The sequence below is a fragment of the Shewanella sp. CG12_big_fil_rev_8_21_14_0_65_47_15 genome (genome assembly GCF_002783505.1).
Lineage (GTDB): Bacteria > Pseudomonadota > Gammaproteobacteria > Enterobacterales > Shewanellaceae > Shewanella.
Genome location: NZ_PFGL01000063.1, coordinates 169,603 through 195,268, shown reverse-complemented (window position 1 = coordinate 195,268; position 25,666 = coordinate 169,603). Strand labels below are relative to the sequence as shown.

The following is a 25,666-nucleotide window of genomic DNA, read 5'->3' as shown; positions in this document are numbered from 1 at the left end:
TATATATTTTTTAGTGTACTTACTGGTGTCTAGGCCCGCCTCTACGATTGCTTTTTTGACCGCATTGATAATCGCATTTGAGGTAAACGTCGCCCCTGAAACGGCATCGATATTCGTCGATTGAGTATCAATAATTCGCCCTGGAATTTTGACTATAGCACCGTCGGAAATTCCAGGTGTTTCTTTGTGGTCTAACACTTTCACCGACGTTATTTCGCCTTTATCAAACGTCACCAGCACTCTCACATCGCCATGTTTTCCTGGTGCTGATGTTTCAAATGACTTAACGTTTGCGTAGACGGTTGGTGTATAAAAAACACCACTACTTATGGCAATTATACTTGCAATAAATAACGAGGAAATAAGCTTTTTATTCATATAAATTTACCTTAGTTTTCACTTTATTTAGGAACGTTCTTAAGTGATTATACTTTGGTAGATTATTTTCTTTGTGATGCTCAACTTTAAAAAAATGATGATTTAGACAGTGAAATAAAAAATAATTTTGCATTATGAAAGTTATTTCAAAAAAGTGAATTTATTTTCAAATTATAAAAACTGTTTAAAAAACAGGCGTTTTTTTTTCAAGCTGCTCCTCTAAGTTGATGTGATAACCTGATTTAAGCAACTCCTCGCAAACCAGTCAGACTATTTTTGCAGTGAATCGCCACTGTTAATCTGATTACTCTGATCACTTTGAAGCATTACTTAAATTTGGTCAACATGCTCATGTTCGCCGAAAGGCTAAATAGTTCAGATAACTCGTTTTGGGGCAATAGCTTTTTAGCTAAACGAACAGCAGAAGTGTTAGTTAAGATTGGCATTGTTGCACCAGTGACCGTTGGCGACAAGGATGTCGCCGTCGAGCCTATAGGGATACTCTTTATTTAATAAAGGGGCGGCGAGTCACTGGGGAAGCAATGACAATTAATGCGCAATACGCGTAGCTCAGCCATCTTGCTTTGGGGCATTTTTGTTTTAGTGTATTAGGTGGTATCAGCAATCTGCCAGCTCTGACTAAACATTGAATTACAAGTGACAGATTGCGTCCTGGTTAAGCCAATTAATCGTTAATTGGGTTGATGATAACAACTATTTTAAAGCATGTTGTTGCGTTACAAAGCATGCTCCTCAAGGCTTATATCGACTTAACGCACATCATAAAGCCTCTCTGCCGTTATCCATAAATCCGATGGATTGCAATTTAGCGCTTGGGCCAGTTTCCACACTGAAGCGATAGATGCCTTAGCCACACCGCGTTCAACACTCGATACAAATGATCTGGCAAGTTCAGCTTTATCCGCTAGTTCCTCTTGGTTAAACCCCACCTCAACACGACGTAACTTAACCGCTCGGCCGAAGGCCATCCCCATTTTTAATACTTCATCATCATTCACTTGAGAACTCCAGGGCATTGAATACTGGATAATTCTCAAGTACTACCTATAGACAAACCACGCCATAAAGAATACATTTAGACCTGTATAGTTGTCATTTTGATATTTAAGGTCTAAACATGCTTCTATTGCAAGTAAGCATCTTATTTCAAGACCAGTGATGTCGTTCAACACGATTTTTAAAAGGAGTTATACATGTCTGTCGTAAAAACCATGTCAATCATAGGAATGGTGTTTTTCCCTTTATGTCTCATTCTTGCTTCTGCATTTGCAGAAGTTGATTTAGAAGCTTCTGCCGGATGGGGGATATTTTCAGCGTTATACGGGATTGGATACTCAATCACCGTTTTCGTCCAAACCAAAAAGCTCACTAATAGTGCCTTGTAATGATTCATCTACACCCTTTGAAAAAGCAAAGGGCGTGGGTCTAAGAGATTGAAAATCAACTTGGTTTAAAACAGGTTGATAAAGTCCAACTGTACCCTGATCTATTGTAAAAAGTGTGGTTTATATGAATAAAACATTGGTTATTTTAGCTTTTACTTTGATGATTTTTGGCTGTGGGAACTCGCAGCCTAACATTGAAATTACTTACGAATATCAAACAACATTTGGCTATACGTACCCAAGTATCAACGTTAAAGCCATTAGCGATACTATTACGATAAAACAAGTTATCATAAACAGGGGAAATTGTGGTGGCACGATAATATCTGCACTCCCTAAATTACTTAAATTTGGAGAATCGATTTCAGTGATAGCCAATGGTGATTGTGATGTAAAACAAGTCGATGTTCTTACCGATGATGGCGATTGGTCTGTTACGTTTTGATATCTCATTACCCACTAATTGGACATGTAGGCACTTCCTATTAGTGGGTCTTTATTACTGGATTAAATACCGCCCCTAATCACTTTACAAGCGTCACCAAATAAACCTAATATATTAAAAACAATAATTTTCATGCGCTTATAATAAATATTTCTAACAATAGCGCTGTAATCCTCTATGCTAAAGACTTAAGTGCCTCTTCGAATTTCAACACTATACGAGAATGCTCCGCGTGACTTCGAGTACGCATTTGGTCTGCCATATTCAGCCATAGATCGATAGCGGCACGGTACCCAAATTTATCAGTTTCAGGATCGACCCCTTCCAAATATTTATCAGGGTGTGAAATCAGCTCTTCAATTGAAACACGACCTTTTACCTTCAACCGGAAAGCGTCTTGTGACCCATAATCGTAAACTGGCAATTTTTGCCCTTGTGCAACAGGCTCAAGCACTTTTGCTGCTACGTATGAACCATAAACAATCGCATACCTTCTCAGCATAGAAGCCAAATTTGCGGCCAAATAACCTCTACAATGCCAATAACAAACGCAACTGTAATGGACATATATCGTGCGTTGATTAACCTCTCCCACGGGAATAGATATCACCAACACCCCAGAGTCATCAGGATAAAATAAGCTATTGCTGGTGGGCATATACAAAGTCGCCCGCAAAGGCAGATGCGATTCAAGTGCAATACTTTTTAAATAGGCATCAAATCCTTGAGAATTTTTATAAAAGGAATGCGGTTCGTAAACCACATCACTGGCACAATCCAACCAATCTCTATTGATACCAAAAAGCTGCGCCGCTTTTTCCATCAGATCAGAAGTTAAGACCTTCGTAAGTGATTCTGCACAGTGACAATCGGCAATGCTTAGACCATGGCCAAATACATCGGGAATTTGACTTGGCTTGACACCGTGGGCATTGAATAACGCAAGAAATCGGCTGGCAGAAGTCTCTGGTTCAGGCTGCTTTAAGAGCTTTTTGACGTAATAAGCAATCTTTTCAGCAAATTGTAAACCACTTAAAAATTCACTAATACCTATCGCCATCATCACTCCCTGATTTAAAAATATTTAGTACAAAAAGCCTCCGCATATGCGAAGGCTAAGAAACTACTAATATGTTACAAGACCTTAAAAAGCCTTACTTTTTGTCACTTAATCCAGCTGCAACATCTTTGAACGCTGCTAACGCAGCTTCTAAATGATCAATTATCTCTTGTTGCAATATTGCTGGGGCTGGCAGATTGTCGAGATTATCCAAGCTGTCATCTTTAAGCCAAAACACATCAAGGCTGGCTTTATCTCGATTTATTAACTGATCATAACTGTAATATTTAAATCGCTCGGTTTCTTTGCGTTCAAAGCGATTGTCAGGATTGTAGCACTGAATAAAATCCTTAAGATCGCTCAACACCATCGGGCGTTGTTTCAGCGTGAAATGCATATTAGTTCTTAAATCATAAAACCAAATACCTTTAGTGTGCACTTTTTCATCACGTGGAGCGTTATCAAAGAACACTACGTTCGCTTTAACACCATTGGCATAAAAGATCCCTGTCGGTAGACGTAAAATAGTGTGGACATCACAGTTATTTAGCCATTTACGGCGAATACGTTCACCTGCGCCACCTTCAAACAAAACGTTATCAGGTAATACAACGGCGGCTTTACCAGTATCTTTGAGACTCGAGACAATATGCTGTAAAAAATTAAGCTGTTTGTTGGTCGTGGTCGCCCAAAAGTCTTGGCGCTCATAGGTTAAGGCTTCTTTGTCTTCACCACCTTCAGCATTGGTAATTGTCATGCTGCTTTTTTTACCAAAAGGTGGGTTAGCTAAAACGTAATCAACCTTATCTTCGCCTTTGATTGCCGTCAATAAGGCATCCGCGCGTTCCACTTTCGGCTCACCATCAATGCTACCGATGTTGTGTAAAAACAAATTCATTAAACACATGCGGCGAGTTGAAGGCACAATCTCATTACCAAAGAAGGTGTCATCACGTAAAAACTTCACTTGGTCTTTATTGAGCTTGGATTTAGCAATCGTGCTGGCGTTATCTTTAGCGGGGTTCCAGTGGCTCATACCTTTTTCAATCCACTGACTATCACCATAAGTGATCCAATCACTGGCACTCAAAAAGAAGCCGCCCGTACCACAGGCAGGATCTAAAATCGTTTTCTTAGGCTCAGGGCGCACACACGCCAGCATGGCATCAATTAATGGACGTGGAGTAAAATACTGACCTGCTCCACTTTTAGTATCTTCGGCGTTCTTTTGCAGCAAGCCTTCGTATAAGTCGCCTTTGGCATCGGCATCCAGGCTGATCCAGCTCTCTTCATCAATCATTTTAACAATGCGCGACAACTTAGCTGGGTCGGGGATTTTGTTTTCAGACTTATAAAAAATCGCGCCCAACATGCCAGGGGCGACTGCAAGTTTTTTTAATACTCTACGGTATTGATCTTCCAGCGCTTCTCCGGTCAGGCCTGTTAATGAATCCCAGTTGTAGTTACTAGGTACTTTGGTATCACGTGAATAAGGAGGCTGTGAGTATTCATGCGCCATTTTTAGGAACAGCAAGAAAGTTAACTGCTCTAAGTAATCACCATAGCCAACACCATCATCTCGTAAGGTATGACAATAATTCCAAACTTTTTGTACTAATGCAGGAGCGTTCATTTCGACTATCCAAAGCGACTAACTGACAGCTCTTGAGGTTACTGCCATCTGAAGAGGCAAGATTATACCGATTTTTGGCAGAATTGATTGTCTCTTTTCGCTGTTCGGCTGCATAAACACAGAACAGACTGAATGTTATACTCAGTAAATGCAAATTCCGTTGCTCAGACAACTACTCATTCTGCGGCACTATGTAAACGACGTTGAACTTGCCCTAACCCTTGCATAATTTACGCGTTACTTATGTGGGTTTAGCTGCCGTTAATCGGAGCCTGCTCCTTAGTAAATATACATTAAGCAGCCTTTCTTTGTGGTAGAGCATCTCTAATTAAAGCAACAACTAGAGCGTTATCAGATTCAAAATGAAATCTTAACATCCCAACTACCTTATCTTTAAGATATCCAAGACCCTGCTCCGGATTTCTTTTTTTGTAATTTTCAAATTTCACTAGCCCTTCTAGCACTTGAACATCGGAACTATTGCGATCTAAATCTAAGTTCTGTAAAAAATCACCAACCTCTCTTAATACTGCTTCATAGTTCGGTGAAAGCACAGTCTCTTTAAGGCGTTTTTCAATTGAGAAAACTTCATTCCACGTTCTTGTCTCTTCAATATCAGGTGAAATAGTTATATTCCAATTTGGTTTATCATCTAACAGTGTTATTGGGCTTGTATTAAGTAAACTAATTTCCGCTTTGATATTTCCATAGGGATTTAGTGCTTTTCTTCTTATGTTATTTTTGAACAGCAAATCCTGTTGGAATTTATAGCTCTTATTACACTTACTTCCCATAGGAACCAAATTAAATAAATTTGCAGCAGACGCTATATATTGATCTTTTAATAAATAATGGTCTTCATCTTCTCTTTTTAAACCAGGAGCTTCAAAAGGTTCATAGCCACAAAACGGACAAGTCTTACTTGTTAATGAATTGTAAATATCATTATAATGGCTATCTCGTGATTTCGTTCCGGTTAATAGCTTAAAACCTTCAACAAATATTCGTTCAAAACAATCTATAAATAATCCTATCTCGGCATCTACGACGGTTAGATCTGTTGTCCCATCTAATAATCCATTGATATCATTTTGATCATCAATAAAAGCTAATGCTTTGCTTCGTTGCGCTATCGAAAGCGGGGTTGCTATATTTTCAAGCTCAACTAATAAATCACGTATTTTCCTGCGATTGCTTAATTTAGTTCTATGCCTTTGTGGTAACACGTACGGCCAAAGAGGTACTGCAACTCCATTATTAAGATTATTAAAGATCAGTGTTATAGCTTCATAGATACTCTCATGAACAAAATTATTATTTTGCGCAGCATCAATAGGATAATTAACGAACATTAATTATCCTCGCTCGAAATTAATGCTAACTTGGCAGCCAATTTCATTCGTTCTGTTGATTCACCTAAGTTCGCTATAGCATCTTGGAGCTGACTCTTTGTACCATTCGCCATTAATTCTTTAATCTGATCTCTTGGTAATCCTGATATTTGTGGTGAAATATCAAAACATTCTGCAAGAATGGCATCAAATTTACTACCATAAGTCTGGATTCTTGGATTTCTTGATTCAATCTCACCTTTTTCATTTTTACTGAAAATAAGTACATTATTCCTGTCCATATCAGAAGGAACAAATGGTGAGTGAGTTGTGATTAAGCAGTCTTGTATTGCAGCTAGTGATTTTTCTGAGCGTTTCCCCTCGTTCTCACATTCCGATTTACTCGTTGTAGGCAGATTCATGATCTTGGAAATAAATTCCACTCGCCATTTAGGGTTAAAGTGGCTTTCAGGTTCATCAAGTAAAAATAAAACGTTAGGAAATGATGCCATGCAAATAGTACCTAACAATTGCGTTAATTGATGCTCCCCATCTGATAACGATACGTAATCAACAGGCTCTTCACTTTTTTGTGAAATAAACTCAACACGCTCAAAACGAAATACTTTCTGCCGTTCCATAGGTTCTGGTAATCGGGATGCAAACCGTCGTTGCTCAACCCCTTTTTTGAAGGCCTCTCTATCTTGTTTGGGAATAATGAGGTCATTAAGCATTGCGAGCTTATGGAAGCAAGAATATAGTTCTAAAGCACCTGACTGCCAATAGTATTCAAAGGCTTGATAGGTCGCATCTTGAACGAGAAAATCAAAAGTGTAGGTTAGGCTTTTAGCATCGTAATCAAAGCTAGTAGCTGAACGTTTTAAATACTCAACATACTGTTGAAGCTCTTTTGTCAGTTGAACTTTGCTCTTTGTAGACGAGCCATATTTTAGTTGCACAACACAGCGAAAAGATCGCAGCTTTTTAAGGTTCGGTTCATGTATTAAATGTTCACGCACATTTTTGGGGTTCAATAATAAGTTCGCAATTAACACTTCTAGATTAGTACTGTAATCAATTAGCAGCATTCGTGAGTCTAAAATAGGCAAGGCTGATTTATCTTTATCTAACGCATTTTGGCTGACCTGTTTAGCATAACCTGCGCGACTGACAAAAAAGGGAATGCTTAGCGTTTCATTATCACCAGACGTATAACCTATTACCTTTGATGGTAATAGATTTTTAATTTCACTTAGGTCAGTCACCAAATTCCAATCGTCACCTACAAATGTTTCAATGGCAATATCCATTTTTTTGTTCGCCATTTTTCGGCGATAAAGCTTGACCTTCTTTACTTCCTCCTCAGATACCAACGAGTACTCTAGCTCAAATTGAATTTGACTATTGGGCGTACCTTGCTCTTCATCTGGCAAATATTTTTCAAATACGGCTTGAAATATTTCGGCAATAATTTGTAAAACTTGTGACTTACCGGTGCCATTTGGCCCAATTAAACATAATGGTGAAAAAATGTCGGTGTCAACCAGACCATTACGAAAATTGATTATCACGCCGTTCAGTAAACCGCCACAAGTATCAGCATCAATTATGTTTAATCGGATAAGTTTCATTTATCTTCCTTGATAAACGTTATCGCATTCAACTTCTGGTCGAATACTTGTTTAAAGAGTGGCTTATTAGCACTTAGCATTTCAAATACGCAGTCTTTTAACTGGTCGTAGTCACCTTGAAATATTTTTTGCAATTCTTCAAACGTAAAGCTGCTTCCTTCATAATCACTCACCCACTTGGTAAGCTCTTCGACCGTTATTTTTTTCATGGCTGATTTTGTCTTTATTTGTTTAGTTTTAGGCTTTTTTGCCAAAGCTTCACGCTCTTTTTTGATTTTTTCAAGCAATACTGAAGCGGGTTCGTCATTAGGATCTTGCGACACTAGTTGGCCGGAAAAAGCCGACTTTAAGATATTTTTACGCTGGGCATCTGAGGCCACTAAACTGAATTTTATCGACTTTACTTGAGTCTCAATTTCTTCTGCTTGAAACTTATAAAGTTGGTGTATTTCTTGTTGTTCACGAACACAGGGTATAGGTACACACATCGATCTTACAATCAGTAAATTTAAATTTGGTTGCACACCACCAGAAGCTTTGCTTCTCATTTTCTGGTAGCTATCAAGCAAATATATTTTTAGAAACTCTTTTAGAACTGAGGCCTCACCTTCTAGAATAAGCGCTGCCAAAGCTTGATTGATGGTTGCAGGGATTTTTAGCTCTGCACTCATTCCTCTTGTTTTTCCTTCACCATACATTGCTACAAGCAAAGTACCTGCAGGATAAATTTTTAATCGACATTCATCTACAGCCGTTCGAGTTATAAAAGTGTTAGCTCTATAGACACTTTCTTCATTAACCGCACCGCTAGTTACCCAAGGTATATCACCATTATCATAATAATCATTTCTTGATTTTAATGGTGTAACCCCCGTGCCTACAGAAGCAAGCTGATCAATTGTTGCCCATACCCAACCTTTAGGCAGTTCAGGCAAGTCGGTGGTATCGGGTTGAACGGGTTCAGGATATGCATCTTGCCAGTTTTTCGATGGTGTTTTGCCTTTTTCGGCAAACTCGGCGAGTTTTTGTTGCAGCCACTGTTCACGGCGCTGTTTTAAAATGCGTGCTAACAGTTGCTCACCTGTTTCTTGCACTCGGTCGCTATTTTCAGCGCGCCATTGCTGAGTCAATGAACCTTCAACCGCACTTTTTAATAGCGATTGGCGGTATCGGCTAAGTTTGGTTTGTGCGGCTTTGAGTTCTTCAATTCCGTTGTCAAACTCGGAAAATAGCTCCTCAAGCTTTTCTACCAATCTATCTTGTTCTTTTCTTGTTGGTAGCGGTAATGGGATACTCTGAATCGTTTTTGATGAAAGATGCTTTACTGTCACGGCAGATGTATTTTGATTTATAGCATCTAAATAACCGGGTAATAGGTATGCTAAAAATTTTTGATTATAAAAATTTTCATTTGCAGTCAATTTGCAAACTCGTTGATTTAAAAGTGCAATGCCGCTTCGCCAAAATGCGGAGTGGAAATCACCATCCATTCCAACTAATAAATCACCATTCTCAACAATGTAGTCTTTAGAGTAATCACCTTCATACGTTGTATCGGTTTTACCTGAAACGATATCTCTGATTCTGATGAGAGGTAAACCTTTTCCGGTGTTAAAACCACTTGATGAGAATGCATAGCCATTGACGACTTCCACCACATCTTGAAGCGTTACTCTTTCCCACGATTCATGTTTGTTTAGCAACCCAGTTGTGTCTTCTGTAACTAATTCATTTATATCTTTAGAAAATGCCATACTATGCAATTAATTCCTGATTCATTTCAGCCAATAGGCTATCTAATTCGTTATTTTGGCCGTTGCTGTTTGGGTTGTTAACGGCAAATAGGCCCCAGGCTTTTTGTAAACCACCGTGGTCGGAAAAGGGGCTGTAGTCAAAGTCATCGCGCTCGATGGCGCAGCTGGCGGCAATATGATCTTTTATCAAACGTAACCACTGAGTCTGCTGCTCCGTAAATGCTGTTGAACGCTGGGCATTATGACGGAAAATCCACTTTTTAAACTTGGCATCAACTTGTTCGGCAAAGGATTTGAGGTCGGCGTCTAACCCTAAAGCAAACCGGATAAGCGAGATGATATCAGTCAGCTGCCTTTGGCTGTTCACTTTTTTGCCCTTGTTGCTGTTGTTTTTTTTAGCCGCTGCTTGGTTATTGCCTTGATTGAGCCGCTCATAAGCACTCCACAGCTTTTCGGTGGTCAGCAGCAAAGGTGGCTTACTTAACGCTTGGTGCAGTTCTTCTAACATGGCAAAGGTTAAGCCCCTGCGCTGATACGGCTGCTGGTAAAAAAAGCTTAAGGCTTGAATATCATCTTTATACTGCTCGATAAAATCTTTAAAGCTTTGAATGACTTTTTCGGCATTGTCGGCAGCTTGGCTGCTGTAACCTGAATAAGTCACCGTATCTAAGTTGATATGGTCGATAAGCTGCTCACGCTGCCTGCGGGCCGATTCTATGCCTTCACGCGTGGCCGGATTATCAAAGGTTTGACAAGCTTGGTCAATCAGCTGCTCTTTAGCACTTTGACGTTCGCTATCGGTTAAAGACTCTTCATTTCGCGTAATGCCTGCAGCTTTCGCATTCGCGAGGGCTCTCTGATTAATAGCATCAGGGTCGAGCGCAGTGAGTAAGTCTCTGGCCACTTGTGGCAGCGGTTTACCGGTTAGCTTTTCAACCTCGGCTAGCCCGCGCTTATCCAGCTGTTTACTTAAACGGGTTAAACGATTAGCAAGGCTTTGAATGGTGTCGTCATCGCGATGGCCCATTGCCACACCTTGCAATAAATCTTTCAGTGATAGATTGGGATTACGCTCCAATGGGCGGCTTTCGGTTTTGAGTGACTTTTCTACACCAACGGCATCAATGAGCACAAAGCGATCTTTATCGCTGGTAGCACTTTTGCTGACGTTGTGTAGGTCTTCATAACTTAAACTCCGAACTCCACGGCCTTTCATTTGTTCGTAATAGCCTTTACTGCGCACATCACGCATAAAGAGCAATATTTCGAGCGGTTTAACGTCTGTACCTGTGGCAATCATATCCACCGTTACGGTAATGCGCGGATTAAAGTCGTTACGAAAATCATTCAAAATGCCATCAGGATCTTTGGCGCTATAAGTGACTTTTTTACAAAACTCATTACCTTGGCCGTACACTTCACGCACAATTTGAATGATGTCGTCGGCGTGGCTGTCGGTTTTAGCGAAAATCAGTGTTTTGGGCACTTCTTTACGATCTGGATAAATCTGGGTTTCAACAGCCTTTTTCATCGCCTTAATGACTTGGCGAATTTGGCTGACGTTAACGACTGAACGGTCTAGATCTTTGCTAGTGTAGCTGTTGTCTTCTTCTGCCTGTGCCCAACGTTTTTTGCGAGTCAGTTTGTCGCGGTGATCAAGCCATTCTTTGGCTTTTAACTCTGCGCCTTTATTGCCGATTTCGGTTTCAATTTCATAGACGTCGTAACCGACGTTGACGCCATCAAGCACTGAGTCTTCATAGCTGTATTCGGCAACGATATTTTCCTTAAAAAAGCCGAAAGTACGTTTATCAGGCGTGGCGGTTAAGCCAATGATGAAGGCATCAAAGTAGTCGAGCACTTGCTTCCACAAGTTGTAAATAGAGCGGTGGCATTCATCCACAATAATAAAATCAAAGGTTTCAACAGGCACGGCTGGGTTGTATTTTACCAACTTGGCTTGCTGCTGATTTTGCTTGATTTCGTGTAGTGAAATGTCCTCGGCGCTTTCATCAATTGGCTTACCGCTTAAAATCGAATACATACGCTGAATGGTACAAATGCATACCTCGGCAGCACTATCAATTGTGCTGCTAGTTAAACGCTGAACTATATGGTTTTCATGGAAAAACGTTTGCTTGCCTTGCGGTTTAAAGGCATGAAATTCTTGCTGTGCCTGTTTACCTAAGTTGCGGGTATCAACCAAAAATAAAATACGTTTTGCGCCGCCATGATTTAGCAAACGGTAAACAGCATTAATCGCAGTAAAGGTTTTACCAGCACCCGTAGCCATGTGAATGAGTGAGCGTGGGTGGTTTGCTGCTAATGATTTCTCAAGCCCAGTAATTGCGCCAACTTGGCATTCCCGCAGATTCGCTTTGGGCAACTCAGGCATGTTGTTTTTCAAGTTGTGACGCAATGAACTTTCTTGCTTTATCCAGTCTTGCAGCGTTTCAGGCTTAAAAAAATGGAAGATTTCCCGAGATCGAGGGGTAGGATCTCGAAGGTCGGTAAACTGAATAACTTGGCTAGTGGCTTCAAACAAAAATGACAGCGGTTCTTGATTATTTTGAAACTTAATTTTGCTACTCGCATAACGAAGGGTTTGATCTTCAACTTGCGATAATATGCTGTCATCTTTTTTGGCTTCAATCACGCCAACGGCTTTGCGATTAACAAACAGAATATAGTCGGCAGGGCCAGAATCGGTAGGGTATTCGCGGATTGCGACACCTAAGCCTTCACCTAGATTAGCTGCTGGCCAGGTTTGTACTTTCCAACCAGCAAGCCTAAGCTGCTCATCAATTGATAAACGAGCCTGGGTTTCTGGTTTTAAACCGTCAATGTCCATTTGAAGTCCTAATATTTAAAGGTGAGCTTAGCACCGCTGGCATCATCTCTTCATAGCTTGGAATTGTATCGACCATCCCTGTGCCTCACCTCTTATTATTCTTGTGGCAAAAACAGCAACGGTAATCACCTAAAAGCTTTCAAATATCATGTTTAAAGCAGATTTATTAAACGATTAGACCATTTAGATTGATGCAGATAATTTTTAGGATTGTGTCAGAAAAGATCCATCGAATCCAGTGAGATAGCACAGTCTTTGTACTTCGGGATTTCATTGAAACCACAAACGCCCTGACAGGGCCTCATTAAATTGGGGGCAATAGAAAGAAATCTATGTCTGGCGACCTCAACTATGCGCTATAAAGGCATGAAAACGGGCTTCCGCCTTTGCTATCTAGCAAAATCTGACAAATAAATTTAATTAACTTGATGAGGTGAAGGCTAGTGTAAGCCTTCACCATTTTATGCCGTTTATTAAAGGCATTCTGTCACCGCACCATCCCTCTGTGCGATCCTTTCTAATATCCACTCCTGTACTTCACTTTCAACCCATGCAACGGCTCTATCGCCTAGCGAGACCGACTTAGGGAAAATGCCTTCATCGATGTATTTATAGATAGTGGAGCGGGCAAGACCTGTGCAGTCGATAACTTCTTTTAGTCTGATTAATCTCATTTTTTAAATCCTCTGGTTTAGTTCAAACCATGAGGAGTGGCGGTTATCTTTAACTGTGAAATTTGGCAGTCTCCAACCTTTTTCACATCTATATCACTAAGATGCAGTAACCCATTACTGACACATCCCGCCACTGAAGCGACTGCAACCAGTGGCCAATCTATCTATTTAAACTAAGGAGGCTTTATGCCTATCGCATTTATCGCCGGCTTTATGCTTGGCGTTGGAATTTACCGCAGCTTAAAGGAGAAGGACTATGTTTAGCCTGCTCATTAATAGGCCAATGGCTGAGTTATTTATTCTCGGCGTGATTGCTGGTTACGACTGGGCGAAAAACAAAGGTATGTAGCCTAGTTTACTCATGTCCTCACCAAGCCAAGGTGCCAACAAGCACCTTGGCTTTTATGTCTGTTTCGAACATTTTTTAGCTATATATCACTCCAGTGCATAAGCCCATTAACGCTTTCAAGGAGCCTGATATGTCAACAAAACCTATGCACACCAGAACAACCATTCGACCTGTGACGCTATGGCCGCCCTCGGATGACGTCATCCTCGCCTCTGCCGCCAATATCATTGCCGAGCGCTATGTGAAGAAGGACGCCTATACCAATCCAAAGGCCACAAAGGATTTTTTAACTTACAAACTCGGTGGTTATGAGCGGGAGGTTTTTGCGGTGATGCTGCTCGATAATCAGCATCAATTACTCGAGTTTAAAGAGTTGTTCTTTGGCACTTTAGATGCTGCCAGTGTTTATCCACGGGAAGTGGTTAAGGCAGTGTTGGCCGTCAATGCGGCGGCGGTGATTTTTGCCCATAACCATCCTTCAGGTGAGTCTGAACCTTCGGCTGCAGATAAGCACATCACTCAACGGTTAACCGATGCATTAGCGCTTATCGATGTGCGCGTACTTGACCATATCGTGGTTGGCCGCACACCAGTGTCCTTTGCTGAGCGCGGCTTACTCTAGCCAGTGTTTAAACCTATAACGCCAAATCAAGGAGTCCATCATGATTGAATTTACTGATAGCTTTTCACAGGCCTGTGTCGCCGAAGCCTGCGCCGCGTTTCCTGAACTGCGTAACCGTTTAGCGGTTGAACTCATTTTGCCGATGTTTGTGCGGCCACTTAATGCCATGGGCCAAGTGATTGGCAAACCGATTGTGGCACCGAATCCAAAGCTACATAAAACCGTATTGAGTGTGTTTCACCGTGATGTGGTTGAACACTTACCCAAGGAAATTGCCTTTTGCCGCTATGTTTGCCCCTGTGACAGCTATGGTGTGCCAATAGGTGAATGGCAGCGGGTGATCAACGGCGTGTACTTTAACCATGGCAGTAATGAACAGCCCAATTGGAGTGTGCATACTTAAAGACCTTTACCTGATCGATATCCAGTTCGCTCGCCAGCTGTATTCACTACTTGCACTCGACTAGACATTTATCACCGCTCCCGCTAGTCCGCTAACAAGCATAACACTCCCTTAGTTTCATCCTTCAACCATTGAGGTCACTATGACAACGCTAAAACTTTTCGATATTGAGCACGCCTGGGGCTTGCCCCGTAAAGTGTCCCCCCGCTTTGGTGCAAGGCTAATTTTACGCGGTCTGCACTTGGATTATCTCCATGACCGTTCAAGCTTTGTTGGTGAATTTCCACCAGCAATTAAACAACAATTTGTCGAGGCCTTTCCCGCTATGGTTAAACAGCTTGAACGGCTGGTGGCCACCGGCGAGATTGATGCTACAGAGCAGCACTGCTTGAGCATTGAATACGCCGGCTTTACCTGTGAGGCCGATACCTTAGGCAGCCACGGCTATTTGTATATTGCGATTTATCAAACCGAAGCTAAACCAAAGCTAAGCCACTGACCACCAGCAACCTAGCCCTCACTCGATAACTTGTTCGAGTTCGTAAGCCTGCACCTATCCCCTAACCGTAAGCATCTTGCCTCGAGTAAGTCCCCAAGCAAGCAGCGCTTTGCCTACACCCGATTCATAAACCAAACCGCATAAACAACAAGAGCCAAGGCGTGACTGCGCCTTGGCTCTTGCGTATGCACGTAAATCAAACAAGGAATATCCCATGACATTAACCATCAAGCGTAACCAACAGCCAGCGATGCCCGATCGTTTTTACCAAGTGATTGAAAAGGAACTGGCTGACGTCGAACTCAAAGATGCTAATTCGATAACCCTTAATTTTCGCGATCCAGATTACAGCGCTGAAAATGGCGGATTTCATACTGTAGAAGTTCGATTGGAGCGTCAACAAAAGCATTGGCGCTTAGTGTATGTCACTGAGTTTGCCTTTCGGGGTTATCCCGAACCCGAACTGGTTAAAGACATCGATATCTGCTTTAACAGCAAGCAGATCTATAGCTTGTTTAGTGGCTGGATTGGGGAAAATGAATCCAGAGCCTTGATTACGTTGTTTAGCCAAAACTTTGCAACTTACTACGAGATGGATGTTTACCGCGTCCATATCAAGCTGGGTTAAGCCTTGTTCGAGCCAAGTTCCCGTAACCATAAAACGGGAACACTCAACCCCTTGCCCCGTAAGGCTTTCAACAACGCAAGTGCCCAAAAATACGCTATAGCAAAAAAGAGGAACATGGCCATGCCTGAAGTTCAAGCCGTTAAAGATCAAGATACCGTTAAGCTTATCAGCTATCTGCTGGAAAGACAGTTTAGCCAGCAACTGGCCGATGTGTGGAATATCGGCCTTAATCTCGCCCTGAGGATCTCTGACTTACTCTCTATTAAGTTCAGTGATATCCACGGCGACAGACTCATCATTAAGGAATCCAAAACCGGCAAAATCGCCAATATCAAGCTCAACTCAAAAACACTGGAACGGATACAGCGTATTGCGCGCGAGCATCCTAACCATATCTACCTGTTTCAGTCCTACCGTAATCAACGGGCAAAGCACATTAAACCCGCGCCTTTATCGCGCCGCTATATTTGCCGCGCCCTAGCGATGATTGGTGAAGAGCTCAAAATCGCCTTAGGCACCCACTCAATGCGTAAGACGCGAGGCTATCTGCTATATCAACAAACCAAAGACATTGGCCGAGTAATGAAGATGCTCAGGCACAGCGCCGAAGAAACCACTCTGCGGTATATCGGTATTGAGCAAGACGATATCGATAAAGACTTTGTCGAGTTAGAAATCTAACCCGCGCTTATCAGTACTGGATAGCGTCTCATTTTAAATCCTCACACAGCCAACTGACTATCAACGCGAACACGTACAGACTTACCAAGGCTGCATGGCGAAATAGCACGTCGCAATGATAGAACCTTGGCTAAGGAAAATATTCATGCAAGTACTACAACCTGGTGATCACCTCGTCACCAATATCGATCCGCTTGGCTTAACCGAACACCATGGCCTGTATGTTGGCCATGGCAATGTCATTCACTTATCTAAACAGGGCATCATCGAAGAAATCGATCTGCAGCAATTTGCTGGTGGCCATAAGATCAGAGTGAAAAAGTCCAGCCTGTTTCCCCATCAAGCTATTGAGCTTGCACGCAGTCAACTGGGTTATACCTCATACGGCGTTGCTACGAACAATTGTGAGCAGTTCGTCAACGAATGCTTAGAAAGAACCAGCACCTCTAATCAAGTGAGTAATCTCACCCACATTGCGCTGCAAGGCTCAGCCAGAGCAGGCTTGCTGGGAAGTACTGCGTCAAAGCTGGCCACGGGGACTGTCGCAAACGTCGTGTTAGCCTCTACCGCCATCAAAATGACCGGTGAATACCTTGGGCTACCCGATAACGTTAACACGCTGCTAGGCACTCCAGGAGATCTTGTTGCCAAGCCTGCCGAATGCCTACTAAAAGGCACCACCCAAACTCTAGGTGAGAGTTATGCTTGCTTAAGCCAAGGTGAGATAGCCGATGCGGGGATCAAACTCATCACCGGCAGTGTAGAAACCGGCTTAAACACGGTTTTGACTACAGCAGAAGTGGGCATCAATGGCGTAAAAGCTGGCGCTGAGCTGATAGCCGATGCATGGCATTGGCTAAGGTCATAGTGTATTTAGCCGGTATTAAGCCCTCGCTAAGCTACGCATAACACCAGGCTGACTATGACAAACGAAGCGGCACTTATCGCCGCTATCGTTTTTAGCCTTACAGAGTATAATTGGTCGGTTCCTAAGCTCATCTTGCTTTAATTTTTAGCTTCATTCCACCAGCAAGCAGACTTACATTAACTCGTCAGCCACCCTACTAACCTCTTCACTTCGTTTTACCTAACGGTAAGGCCCACCCCATTCCCTGCCACACTGCTAGCTAGCTTTTCTAACGTCTCATTCTGCAGGTCGAATACATATAAATCGATACGTTCATGCATAAAAGTATCTGACCAAGGAACCAAAGACATGCTCAAGGTTTCAAGTGTAATAAATCTGCCATCATCGCTTTTGCTTACAAAATTAAAATTGCCCGAAAAGGATAATTTTTTAGTTTTCAGCACTTGCCCATCGGAAAGTCGCAACCAATAGAGTGTTCTACCGTGAACAGCTAATCCCTTATCTTCATTTAAATAGATCACATCTGCATAACCTTTTAATGAAAACTTACTAAAGGATAAATCGTTCCCATTGACAAGGTAGAAGTCACCATTTGAAAAATAAAAGCTTACGTAACCAGAGAGATATTGATAAACATTGGGGGGGCGAAAACTTGCATCGGTTCTCTTTAACGCAGTAATTATTTGCTCATTTTTAACAAAAACAATTTCTCCTGCATTATTTTTTTCTGAAAAATACATATATGAGTCTTCAGTAAAAAAAACAGTACCTCGGCGCTCAGGGTAATACTCGACAGAAGAGTCCTGAAGATTAAGAATATACTCACCAGGATTTAAAACACCATTGGAAATGGATAACTTATCGCCATAAACTCGCATAATAGGACCGTTACCAGCATTCACATGATATTCTTTTATGGTGGTGAGAGTTTTTATATCAGTAATATGGATTCTACCAATAGCATGGTCTAGCGTATTAGAAATGATGACCTGTGTAGGCATTGCTGAAGCCATAAAGCTTACTCCCAATAATAAAAATGATAAAAGACTATTTTTTAGGACCATAGGTCACCTCAATCTGTCGCCTTAAACTATCGGCATAACTTTGACAGTTATTCACTGTAGGGCCAGCAATTACATAATCATAAGGCATCCAATTACCTGGAACGTTATTTAACAAGGCTCTGATATCAACGTTTCCAGGTAAAATATAATAGTCAGTGAAAGCATAAGAACTATAACCAAAACCTGTAAAATTAATATTATTATCTGGACCTAATCCATTTCTTGAGAAACCTAAGTTTGTAACCCTGTTATCTTGAATGGCAAAAGCATGTTCATGGATCGCTTCATGATTTAGGAAGTCTGAAACAGGCCCCTCCACCCCCATAAAGAAATTATCCAATCCCCTTTTCCCAAAAACAATCACGGTTTTGCCCTCAACTCCCAAGCTATCAGCCATGTCTCCTTCACTCGCATATTTTTCCCCTCTACGATACCAAGTACTTAACTTATTTTTTTGACCGATGTTAGGCTTTGCGTGCAAACTATCATTCAGCATTCGAGAAAACATACCAGTCACGGCGCCGTTTGCAAATTTGCCACCACTTAATACCGAGGCAGTCCCTCCCACAACAGCCGCGGCAATGGCGTTATCAAAGCGGTTTTGTGCACTGTTTGCACCAATATCAGGTAAAACCCCCATCTGACCAGCTAACTGAGTAAATCCAGCACTGGCGAATCCATGACCAAATTTACCGCCACTGAGCTCAGAAGAAATTCCCCCAGCAACGCCATGCGAAGCGATTTTTCCAACACTAAATCCTTGTGTATTTTGAAAATAATCTCCAATGGCGCCGAACATCGCTCCTGTTGCGGCACCAACCAGTGCTCCTTTTAAGGAACCCGTCGCAATGCCTCCGGCCACAAATCCCGTTGCTGCCCCCCCAATTACAGGCCCCCAAAGTTGGGCCGCTAATGGGCCTAAATACACAGTGGCAACAATTGCTACTGCGACACGCCAATATTTCTTAATCCCTTTCCAGAGCTTATCTAAGAAAAAACCACTGGGGTCGGTATAGCTCATCGGGTTATTTTTCACATAGCTATAACGGTTATAACTTTGCGTATCGCTTGGCGCTTGAATAAACGGGTCTGCTTGCATAAAGCGCCCGATAGTCGCGTCATAGATACGACCATTCATATGGATTAAATCCAAATGGCTGATGTGCTCATGACCGGTATAACCTTTAGTGGTGGCTGGCGTGGTATAGTTGGCCAATAACCCAGTATCAAATACTGCGGTTTGTTTACCCCAAGGGTCATAAACAAACTGCTGAAGACTCTTCCCATCTCCATCTGTGATGGTGGTCGTAGAGCCCTGATGGTCTTTATGCAAATACAAGAAACTATCCGTACTATTGTTACTGCGTTTAGTAATGACCAAATTACCCACATACAGTTTTTGCTCGGTGAGTGCTGCTTTACCGCCGCCAGTTCGCACCACTTTTTCATAGGCGCCATCGATATAGTAGGTGGTGTAGTAGGCTAAAACCCCGTCTTCCAGTTTGACATCATAACGTTCATAACGCTGTCTTGAGGCATCGTATTTAAAACGGCTGGATTCGTTGCCTTTGGCAATATTGGTGACCAAATCGTAGGAACTATAAGTCAGCGTTCTAGTACCATCATTGGTAATATTGCCGTTCTTATCATAAACCATCGCGTAACTGGCTTGACGTGCACGACTGCACTGAGCGCCATTTTGCGTCCAACCTACTGGACAGCTATAGGTTATTGAGGCAGTGAGTGTACGATTGCAAGCGGCCCCTGAAACAGACCAACCAGCGGGACAAGAATAAACAGGTATCTGAGTCGCCGCTTGCGATAATGTCCGCGTACAGTTAGTACCACTTACCGTCCAGCCCGCATCACAGCTATAGACTTGTGAGGATGTTGCTTTATAGGTTTCAGTACACTCCCACAGACGGCGACCGCCTCCCATTGGTTCACCACCACCGCATACAACTCCGGCCCCAGAAGGTTTAGTTGCTGAAACGATTGTGAAATCTCGAGAGCATGTCCCCGTTGATGCGTTTAAGTATCCGCCTTTAGGGCAAGTTTGTTCGGTTTTAATCTGCGCAACTTTGGTTTCTGTTTTAGAACAAGTGGTACCTGAAAGACTATAACCACTTGGACAGCTATAGTTGTAGCTTAGTGATGCAGACTGGCTTTCACTTTTTTGGCAGGTTGTACCAGCCGCATTGAGCGCATAACCCGTTGGGCAGGATTTACTTGCAGGTGTTGTTTCAAGTGTACCGCAGCCTTCTTCACCACAAATATCTAATAATCGATAAGGATTCGTCGCATCATAACGATATGTTCCTACACCTGTTTTTGAGGTGATATTCCCAAAATCATCATAACGGGTGCTTTGAGTGAGTTTAAAGCCGTTCGGCAAAGAGACGCCACCAGAGGTGATATTGATTGTTCTGTCGTACAGTCGATACAGGTCGTCATAAGTATAGGTTTCTGCAAAGGTCGTTGATGCTGAAGATAATTGATGTTTGCGATAAGTCAGATTACCAACACCATCAAAGACGTATTCTAAATCATGCAACATCCCCCCAGCATTTTTTAACTGAATATTACTCACCCACCCCAACGCTTCATCATAAGCTGTTAACTCCTCTGTACCATTGCCATAGATAACCTTTTCAACGCCACCTTTAGCGTTCATTTTCTCGATGGTTTGATAGGCTTTACCCGTCGCCTTGTCGGTACGCTTATACAAGTAGCCAGATGTATTGTAGTGGTTAACAACCGTCAGCAAATTTTCAGGGTAGATTTGTTCAGATACTCGTCCAAGGGTATCGTAGTTGACAATTGAGGTATAACTCGACGCACCTATCGTGGTAGTGGTGGATTTTAATCTCCCCAATTCATCATAGTTCGTGGTCTTTTGATGTACAGCTCCTGCCGCGCTGCAATCACTTACGATGGTGTCATAACGTTTTTCAGCAACCAATAAGCCCGCATTTTTAGCCGCTTTGGTACCATACACCCAGCAAGAGGCGCCTTCAGGCTCAGTTTGGCGCACTTGCCGCCCGAGCGTGTCGTAGTAGAAGAAGGTGGACTGATTATTGCCATTCGTCTGAGAAAGTAGTTCCCCAAACGCATTATAGGTATATCGCCACGTTCCCTTATCAACATCAATTGAGGTGGTTTTACGACCATAATCATCATAAACCAACTGTGTCCTGACAATCTCAGTGCCATTACCCGACACATAAGACTTGAGTAAATTTCCCGATGCATCATAAACAAAATGCAACTGGTTATTTAAAGCGTCAGTTACCACAGACTGCAGCCCTAGCGCATCCACGACCACGGATGTTTGATTTCCTAACGGGTCAATGGTGAGTGTCTCAAAACCTAAAAAATCAACTAATGTCTCCCCTCTATTGGGATTAACTTGTGCAACAACTCGGCCAAAACCGTCATACCTAAGCTCAGTGAAATAGGTGGACACAGAACCATAACGTGGCTCGTAGTCTCTAACTGGACGGCCCCATCCATCATATTCTTTTCTCCCACCAACAATCACAGTCCCATCAAAACCAATAAGTAAACTCCCCACGGTTCGGCCATATTTATCACTGACAACACTTTCTGTTGGTGTTCCTGTTTTTGATTTTGTGGTCAGCAAATAGCCGTCGTAAAACTGCGGGCATCCCACACTACTGCAGCGTTGATAGCTTAATTGCGTAGCAACACCATCAGGCGTTAACTCGCTAATTGGCCGCCCCCAGCGGTCTGAGGTTTTAGTTAACTTTCGGCCATTCGCATCCGTTAAGGTCACTTTAGTTATCAATCCCGTAACACTATCGGCCGTTGTGCCGTTATAACCATAGGTTGCCGTATCACCAAGGGGATTGATAGAGGTTTTTAAATAGCGTCCTCTCGCATCGTAGGTGCTGTAATTGCTACGTGTTTGGGGTTCAGAACCATCAGCCTTCGTGCCTGCCGTTATCGATTCTGAAGTTTTATTGCCATAAACATCATAGGTGACAGAGGTAGTGACTTTGTAACGATTGTCATTGGGCGATACGATAGAGTCTTTGATTAAGCCGTTATCAAAGTAAGTAAAACTGCTCTCATTGGTGATATCAGGGACATTGTCTCGTTGACCTGCTCGAGACTTTGTCACGACAGAATGACTTAGCCGCCCCTTACTCGCGCCACCTCCGGCACCGTTGTATTCGTTGATGATAGAAACAGTAGAGACTACAGTGTTAGTTTGTAAGTCACGAGTCACTACCTCACTACTGAGAATATTCCCCGCATCATCATAAGTATTTTGAGTATCAACTTGCGTAAGTTCCCGAACCACATTATCCGTTCCGTACTGACGAGTAATATCGGTACTGCTCATGCTGGTTTGTCGATACACCCCATAGCTATCGCGGACAAAATCCACGCTGGTTCTTGCCTCTGATAATGCTTGTGATTGGTAACTTTGCTTGGAAGCAATCGGTAACCCAATACGTGGAAATATCTGGTCATACATGGTTTCAGTAACAACCTTAGATTGGTTGTCAATGGTTCTCAGTAATTCAAAACCTGCAACACCTCGCCCTAAACGGTTAACCAGTAATCCACCATATTCGTAAGCAACACTGACACTACCGGTACTACTTGCCTGTGTGCTTACTTCAGCAACGACTTGCAGTGGCGCGATAATGGAGAAGTTTTTTGAGTGGTCAACATTACTGGAGGTTTGCGTTTTATATACCCGGCTTTGACCATTAACTTGCTCAGTTAAGTAGGCATAGTTGATCATAGTGGTCACACCAAAACCATCAGTAATTGCTTTGATGGTGTTGTTGTATTTGGGTGAAAGAGGGGCATAACGAAACCAGCCGCTGGCATTAGCGATAATGTCCAATTTACCAATACCATCAATATCTGCAAAAAACAGCCGCAGGTTAGAGACATGGTCTATTATGCCGGACGCTTTCCAAGATGAGGCGCCATTGACTGAACTTGGCTCTGACATGTAAATAGTCGATTGAAGCGACTCTGATTTAGCAAGTATATCAGCACGTCCATTACCCGAAATATCAACAAAATAGGTGTTTAACTTTTTATCGTTGTCTGTCGCAATCCCTGTCGCAATCGGTGCTAAAAAACCATTACTGTCTGATAACTGGATGTACCATTGATTGCTTTTTACATAGGCAATATCGGTTAGTCCATCACCATTAAAATCAGCTGCCCGTAAGGTATCCATTCCCGATACGATGGTAATAATTTGCTGCTCTTTATAACCACTACCGGTTGATACATAAAGTATCCAGTTGTCAGTGATATTTTGTCCCCAGCGACCATTAAAATCGCCAATACATTCAGACTGGGTGATATCGTAAATAATCCCCGAGCCCGTAGAGCAATAGTTAACTGTCTTTTTGACTTTCAGCAATAAGTCAGTCAATCCATCACCATTGACATCCAAAAGCGCACTCGACTCAAAGCCTTTTGCCGAATGATTAATGCGTGGAATGCCTGGGCTTGCATCACTCCCCGTAGGGAACGTAAACAAACTCGCCGCTGCAGCAAAACTCCCTCCGCCTAAGTTTTTGTACCACTTAATCTGGCCTGCATCGAGAAACACTATGTCCTCTAAAGCATCGCCATTCACATCAGCGACCATCGCACTACCGTTCAAACCAACCGCTGTCTGCCCTAAGGATGTTTGGGTGTATTGCACCGTGCGAGTGCTATCAGTACAAAGTTGACCGCCATTACCATCAGGCTCACAATCGTGGGTATTTTCTTGTGATGGTTTAAAAGAGAGCACTTGCCAAGGAGAAGTGTTGTTTGCAGCAATAAGCAAATCACGTTGCCCGTCGCCGTCAAAATCGATAGTTTGAGCATAAGCATGTTGAGATGCACCTATGCTTGTCATTTGCGTTTCGACACCTGACGCAATAGATCGCTTATACCAAGTGCCATTTCTAACATAGACGATATCCGCCAACCCATCACCGTCCATATCAAAAATATTGGCGGTGAGGTTTTCACCGGAAGGAATGTTTAGATTTTTTGCAGGAAGAATGCCTGTGTAAGGTCTATAGGTCGGCGATTGTGGCGCACCGCTCCGTTCCCAATCAAACTGAATTGCACTGGTGCAATCCGTGTTATTCGTCCCGACACAAGCCTGAATGCTATCGAGATAGTTAAACTCAGCCAATGACGTCGCTAGTTTATAGGTTAGGTAATACGTTTGCTCAATTTGATTATCTGTTGATAGAACAATTTTATTGAGTAACTTTGTCTGTGATACTGCTGAACCATAAACAATGCCCTTTTTAGGATATGGACGAGCGCCGTAATCAAAACTAATTTTTTTATAGGGCAATGCGCCGTTATTATGTCCTGAGTAATCAATGCTGGATAAATACTGTTCATCGTTAGTTTTAAAGTAATGGTAACTAATGTAGTTACCCACCACATCCTCTATCGCCTTTAAACTCCAAGCATGAATAACTTCATTGCCATTTTTCAATGCAGTTTGATACGAGTCACTTTGGTTATTAGAGTTTGATGTTGTTACAAAATTTTTACCCGCTTGGGTATATACATCACCGTAGTAAAAAGTTTCACCCGCTTTAGTTTCTACTTTGAATGCCCCAGGACCACCGCCGTTAGCTCGTCCAAGTACGGTAATCAACGACGCATCATCAATCTCTTTACGATATTCCGCACCATCAGTACCATTTTGACCGCTCACAAGGATCAATCGCTGGCCATCCAAACAAAAACTATCGGTATCCGTTAATTGGACACCTTGTAAAAAACCATCCTGTTCAATGGTCTTAGGACAGCGATTTATCGCTGACGCAGCCTGTATACCCCAACCCAAACCTAAATAACCATCCGAACCGGACGACGAATACGCTATTGCTACTGAAGGCTTCATGCCCCCTCTTCCTGGCGCCGCATCTATCGGCAAAGAATAGGTTGCCGCCCCCATTTCATTAACACGAAAAGCACCTGTTAATGCCACTGTTTCGGTATCTGCGAAAACAGAGAAAGACGTGGTGAAAGTGAGGAAAAAGACTAATAGGGTTTTGAAGGGATTGGTATACATCATCAAGCTCCATTTGAAACAGCAATAACGCGTTGTAACCCCTATGAAAACCCAATGCAACGCTGATTAACAATTAAGCAAATCCTAATAACAAATAAAACCCTTATAAAATGCAGGGTGAGCAATTAACAAACAAATAAATGGTTACACAACAAAACAACTTAGCAACCAAACAAAAACATAAAGGCAACCACTAAACGTAATTTATTATCCGGTCCAACGAACGATATCAACACCCCTCTGAAAAAAACTTAGCAAGCTGATGAATACCTCTCTGTCATGCAAAACTCAAAAAAATAAAC

Annotated in this window: 19 protein-coding genes; 8 read left to right on the top strand and 11 right to left on the bottom strand. The window is 42.3% G+C overall.

What is annotated here, in order from left to right:
* Window positions 1-378, bottom strand: a 378-nt coding sequence (locus COW15_RS17585) for an FMN-binding protein (protein WP_293634502.1), incomplete at its 3' end; no start/stop codon positions are given.
* Between the two features lie 770 nt (window positions 379-1,148).
* Window positions 1,149-1,397, bottom strand: coding sequence for a helix-turn-helix transcriptional regulator (locus COW15_RS17580; protein ID WP_293634501.1), 249 nt, complete (start codon window positions 1,395-1,397; stop codon window positions 1,149-1,151).
* A gap of 195 nt (window positions 1,398-1,592) precedes the next feature.
* Here COW15_RS17580 and COW15_RS17575 point away from each other — a divergent pair, with 195 nt between their 5' ends.
* Together COW15_RS17575 and COW15_RS17570 are read left to right on the top strand one after the other, a co-directional pair.
* Entirely contained in the window at window positions 1,593-1,784 is a 192-nt protein-coding gene (locus tag COW15_RS17575; RefSeq protein WP_105249802.1) for a hypothetical protein, read from the top strand.
* 124 nt (window positions 1,785-1,908) lie between these two features.
* On the top strand, window positions 1,909-2,229 hold the full coding sequence (locus COW15_RS17570; RefSeq protein WP_293634494.1) for a hypothetical protein: 321 nt from the start codon (window positions 1,909-1,911) through the stop codon (window positions 2,227-2,229).
* 175 nt (window positions 2,230-2,404) lie between these two features.
* On the opposite strand, the gene COW15_RS17565 is transcribed toward COW15_RS17570, so the two are convergent.
* The 7 genes from COW15_RS17565 to COW15_RS17535 all read right to left on the bottom strand — a co-directional run bounded on the left by COW15_RS17565 (window position 2,405) and on the right by COW15_RS17535 (window position 13,163).
* Window positions 2,405-3,289 carry a hypothetical protein gene (locus COW15_RS17565; protein WP_293634492.1) on the bottom strand — a complete coding sequence of 295 codons (885 nt, stop codon included), beginning with the start codon at window positions 3,287-3,289 and terminating at the stop codon, window positions 2,405-2,407.
* A 94-nt stretch (window positions 3,290-3,383) separates the two neighbouring features.
* Window positions 3,384-4,922 (bottom strand): class I SAM-dependent DNA methyltransferase, encoded by a 1,539-nt coding sequence (locus COW15_RS17560; RefSeq protein ID WP_293634490.1) that lies wholly within the window; start codon window positions 4,920-4,922, stop codon window positions 3,384-3,386.
* A 293-nt stretch (window positions 4,923-5,215) separates the two neighbouring features.
* Window positions 5,216-6,274: a hypothetical protein gene (locus COW15_RS17555; protein WP_293634488.1), complete on the bottom strand. Its 1,059-nt coding sequence runs from the start codon at window positions 6,272-6,274 to the stop codon at window positions 5,216-5,218.
* On the bottom strand, window positions 6,274-7,884 hold the full coding sequence (locus COW15_RS17550; RefSeq protein WP_293634486.1) for a restriction system-associated AAA family ATPase: 1,611 nt from the start codon (window positions 7,882-7,884) through the stop codon (window positions 6,274-6,276). The genes COW15_RS17555 and COW15_RS17550 overlap by 1 nt, the downstream gene beginning before the upstream one ends.
* Window positions 7,881-9,638, bottom strand: coding sequence for a restriction endonuclease subunit S (locus COW15_RS17545; RefSeq protein ID WP_293634485.1), 1,758 nt, complete (start codon window positions 9,636-9,638; stop codon window positions 7,881-7,883). Before COW15_RS17545 ends, COW15_RS17550 begins: the two co-directional genes overlap by 4 nt.
* A gap of 1 nt (window position 9,639) precedes the next feature.
* Entirely contained in the window at window positions 9,640-12,489 is a 2,850-nt protein-coding gene (locus tag COW15_RS17540) for a type I restriction-modification enzyme R subunit C-terminal domain-containing protein (RefSeq protein ID WP_293634484.1), read from the bottom strand.
* A gap of 473 nt (window positions 12,490-12,962) precedes the next feature.
* Window positions 12,963-13,163 carry an AlpA family transcriptional regulator gene (locus COW15_RS17535; RefSeq protein WP_089067312.1) on the bottom strand — a complete coding sequence of 67 codons (201 nt, stop codon included), beginning with the start codon at window positions 13,161-13,163 and terminating at the stop codon, window positions 12,963-12,965.
* Window positions 13,164-13,642: 479 nt separating this feature from the next.
* On the opposite strand from COW15_RS17535, the gene radC reads away from it, so the two are divergent.
* The 6 genes from radC to COW15_RS17505 all read left to right on the top strand — a co-directional run bounded on the left by radC (window position 13,643) and on the right by COW15_RS17505 (window position 17,213).
* Window positions 13,643-14,134 carry a DNA repair protein RadC gene (gene radC, locus COW15_RS17530; RefSeq protein ID WP_363700622.1) on the top strand — a complete coding sequence of 164 codons (492 nt, stop codon included), beginning with the start codon at window positions 13,643-13,645 and terminating at the stop codon, window positions 14,132-14,134.
* A 40-nt stretch (window positions 14,135-14,174) separates the two neighbouring features.
* Window positions 14,175-14,537 carry a hypothetical protein gene (locus tag COW15_RS17525; protein WP_011920075.1) on the top strand — a complete coding sequence of 121 codons (363 nt, stop codon included), beginning with the start codon at window positions 14,175-14,177 and terminating at the stop codon, window positions 14,535-14,537.
* 142 nt (window positions 14,538-14,679) lie between these two features.
* Complete coding sequence (locus COW15_RS17520) at window positions 14,680-15,036, top strand: type IV toxin-antitoxin system YeeU family antitoxin (protein ID WP_293634479.1); 357 nt, start codon at window positions 14,680-14,682, stop codon at window positions 15,034-15,036.
* A gap of 214 nt (window positions 15,037-15,250) precedes the next feature.
* Window positions 15,251-15,664 (top strand): DUF2787 domain-containing protein, encoded by a 414-nt coding sequence (locus COW15_RS17515; protein ID WP_293634477.1) that lies wholly within the window; start codon window positions 15,251-15,253, stop codon window positions 15,662-15,664.
* Between the two features lie 120 nt (window positions 15,665-15,784).
* Window positions 15,785-16,345: a tyrosine-type recombinase/integrase gene (locus COW15_RS17510; RefSeq protein ID WP_293634475.1), complete on the top strand. Its 561-nt coding sequence runs from the start codon at window positions 15,785-15,787 to the stop codon at window positions 16,343-16,345.
* A 145-nt stretch (window positions 16,346-16,490) separates the two neighbouring features.
* Window positions 16,491-17,213, top strand: coding sequence for a lecithin retinol acyltransferase family protein (locus tag COW15_RS17505; RefSeq protein ID WP_293634473.1), 723 nt, complete (start codon window positions 16,491-16,493; stop codon window positions 17,211-17,213).
* Between the two features lie 215 nt (window positions 17,214-17,428).
* Here COW15_RS17505 and COW15_RS17500 read toward each other — a convergent pair whose 3' ends face one another.
* On the bottom strand, window positions 17,429-18,226 hold the full coding sequence (locus COW15_RS17500; protein WP_293634472.1) for a hypothetical protein: 798 nt from the start codon (window positions 18,224-18,226) through the stop codon (window positions 17,429-17,431).
* 34 nt (window positions 18,227-18,260) lie between these two features.
* Entirely contained in the window at window positions 18,261-25,364 is a 7,104-nt protein-coding gene (locus COW15_RS17495) for an FG-GAP-like repeat-containing protein (protein WP_293634471.1), read from the bottom strand.
* Window positions 25,365-25,666: the final 302 nt, after the last annotated feature.

Coding starts and splice junctions, on each gene's coding strand:
- COW15_RS17575 (WP_105249802.1), top strand. CDS start 1,593: ATGTCTGTCGTAAAAACCATGTCAATCATAGGAATGGTGTTTTTCCCT.
- COW15_RS17570 (WP_293634494.1), top strand. CDS start 1,909: ATGAATAAAACATTGGTTATTTTAGCTTTTACTTTGATGATTTTTGGC.
- COW15_RS17565 (WP_293634492.1), bottom strand. CDS start 3,289: ATGGCGATAGGTATTAGTGAATTTTTAAGTGGTTTACAATTTGCTGAA.
- COW15_RS17560 (WP_293634490.1), bottom strand. CDS start 4,922: ATGAACGCTCCTGCATTAGTACAAAAAGTTTGGAATTATTGTCATACC.
- COW15_RS17555 (WP_293634488.1), bottom strand. CDS start 6,274: ATGTTCGTTAATTATCCTATTGATGCTGCGCAAAATAATAATTTTGTT.
- COW15_RS17550 (WP_293634486.1), bottom strand. CDS start 7,884: ATGAAACTTATCCGATTAAACATAATTGATGCTGATACTTGTGGCGGT.
- COW15_RS17545 (WP_293634485.1), bottom strand. CDS start 9,638: ATGGCATTTTCTAAAGATATAAATGAATTAGTTACAGAAGACACAACT.
- COW15_RS17540 (WP_293634484.1), bottom strand. CDS start 12,489: ATGGACATTGACGGTTTAAAACCAGAAACCCAGGCTCGTTTATCAATT.
- COW15_RS17535 (WP_089067312.1), bottom strand. CDS start 13,163: ATGAGATTAATCAGACTAAAAGAAGTTATCGACTGCACAGGTCTTGCC.
- radC (WP_363700622.1), top strand. CDS start 13,643: ATGTCAACAAAACCTATGCACACCAGAACAACCATTCGACCTGTGACG.
- COW15_RS17525 (WP_011920075.1), top strand. CDS start 14,175: ATGATTGAATTTACTGATAGCTTTTCACAGGCCTGTGTCGCCGAAGCC.
- COW15_RS17520 (WP_293634479.1), top strand. CDS start 14,680: ATGACAACGCTAAAACTTTTCGATATTGAGCACGCCTGGGGCTTGCCC.
- COW15_RS17515 (WP_293634477.1), top strand. CDS start 15,251: ATGACATTAACCATCAAGCGTAACCAACAGCCAGCGATGCCCGATCGT.
- COW15_RS17510 (WP_293634475.1), top strand. CDS start 15,785: ATGCCTGAAGTTCAAGCCGTTAAAGATCAAGATACCGTTAAGCTTATC.
- COW15_RS17505 (WP_293634473.1), top strand. CDS start 16,491: ATGCAAGTACTACAACCTGGTGATCACCTCGTCACCAATATCGATCCG.
- COW15_RS17500 (WP_293634472.1), bottom strand. CDS start 18,226: ATGGCTTCAGCAATGCCTACACAGGTCATCATTTCTAATACGCTAGAC.
- COW15_RS17495 (WP_293634471.1), bottom strand. CDS start 25,364: ATGTATACCAATCCCTTCAAAACCCTATTAGTCTTTTTCCTCACTTTC.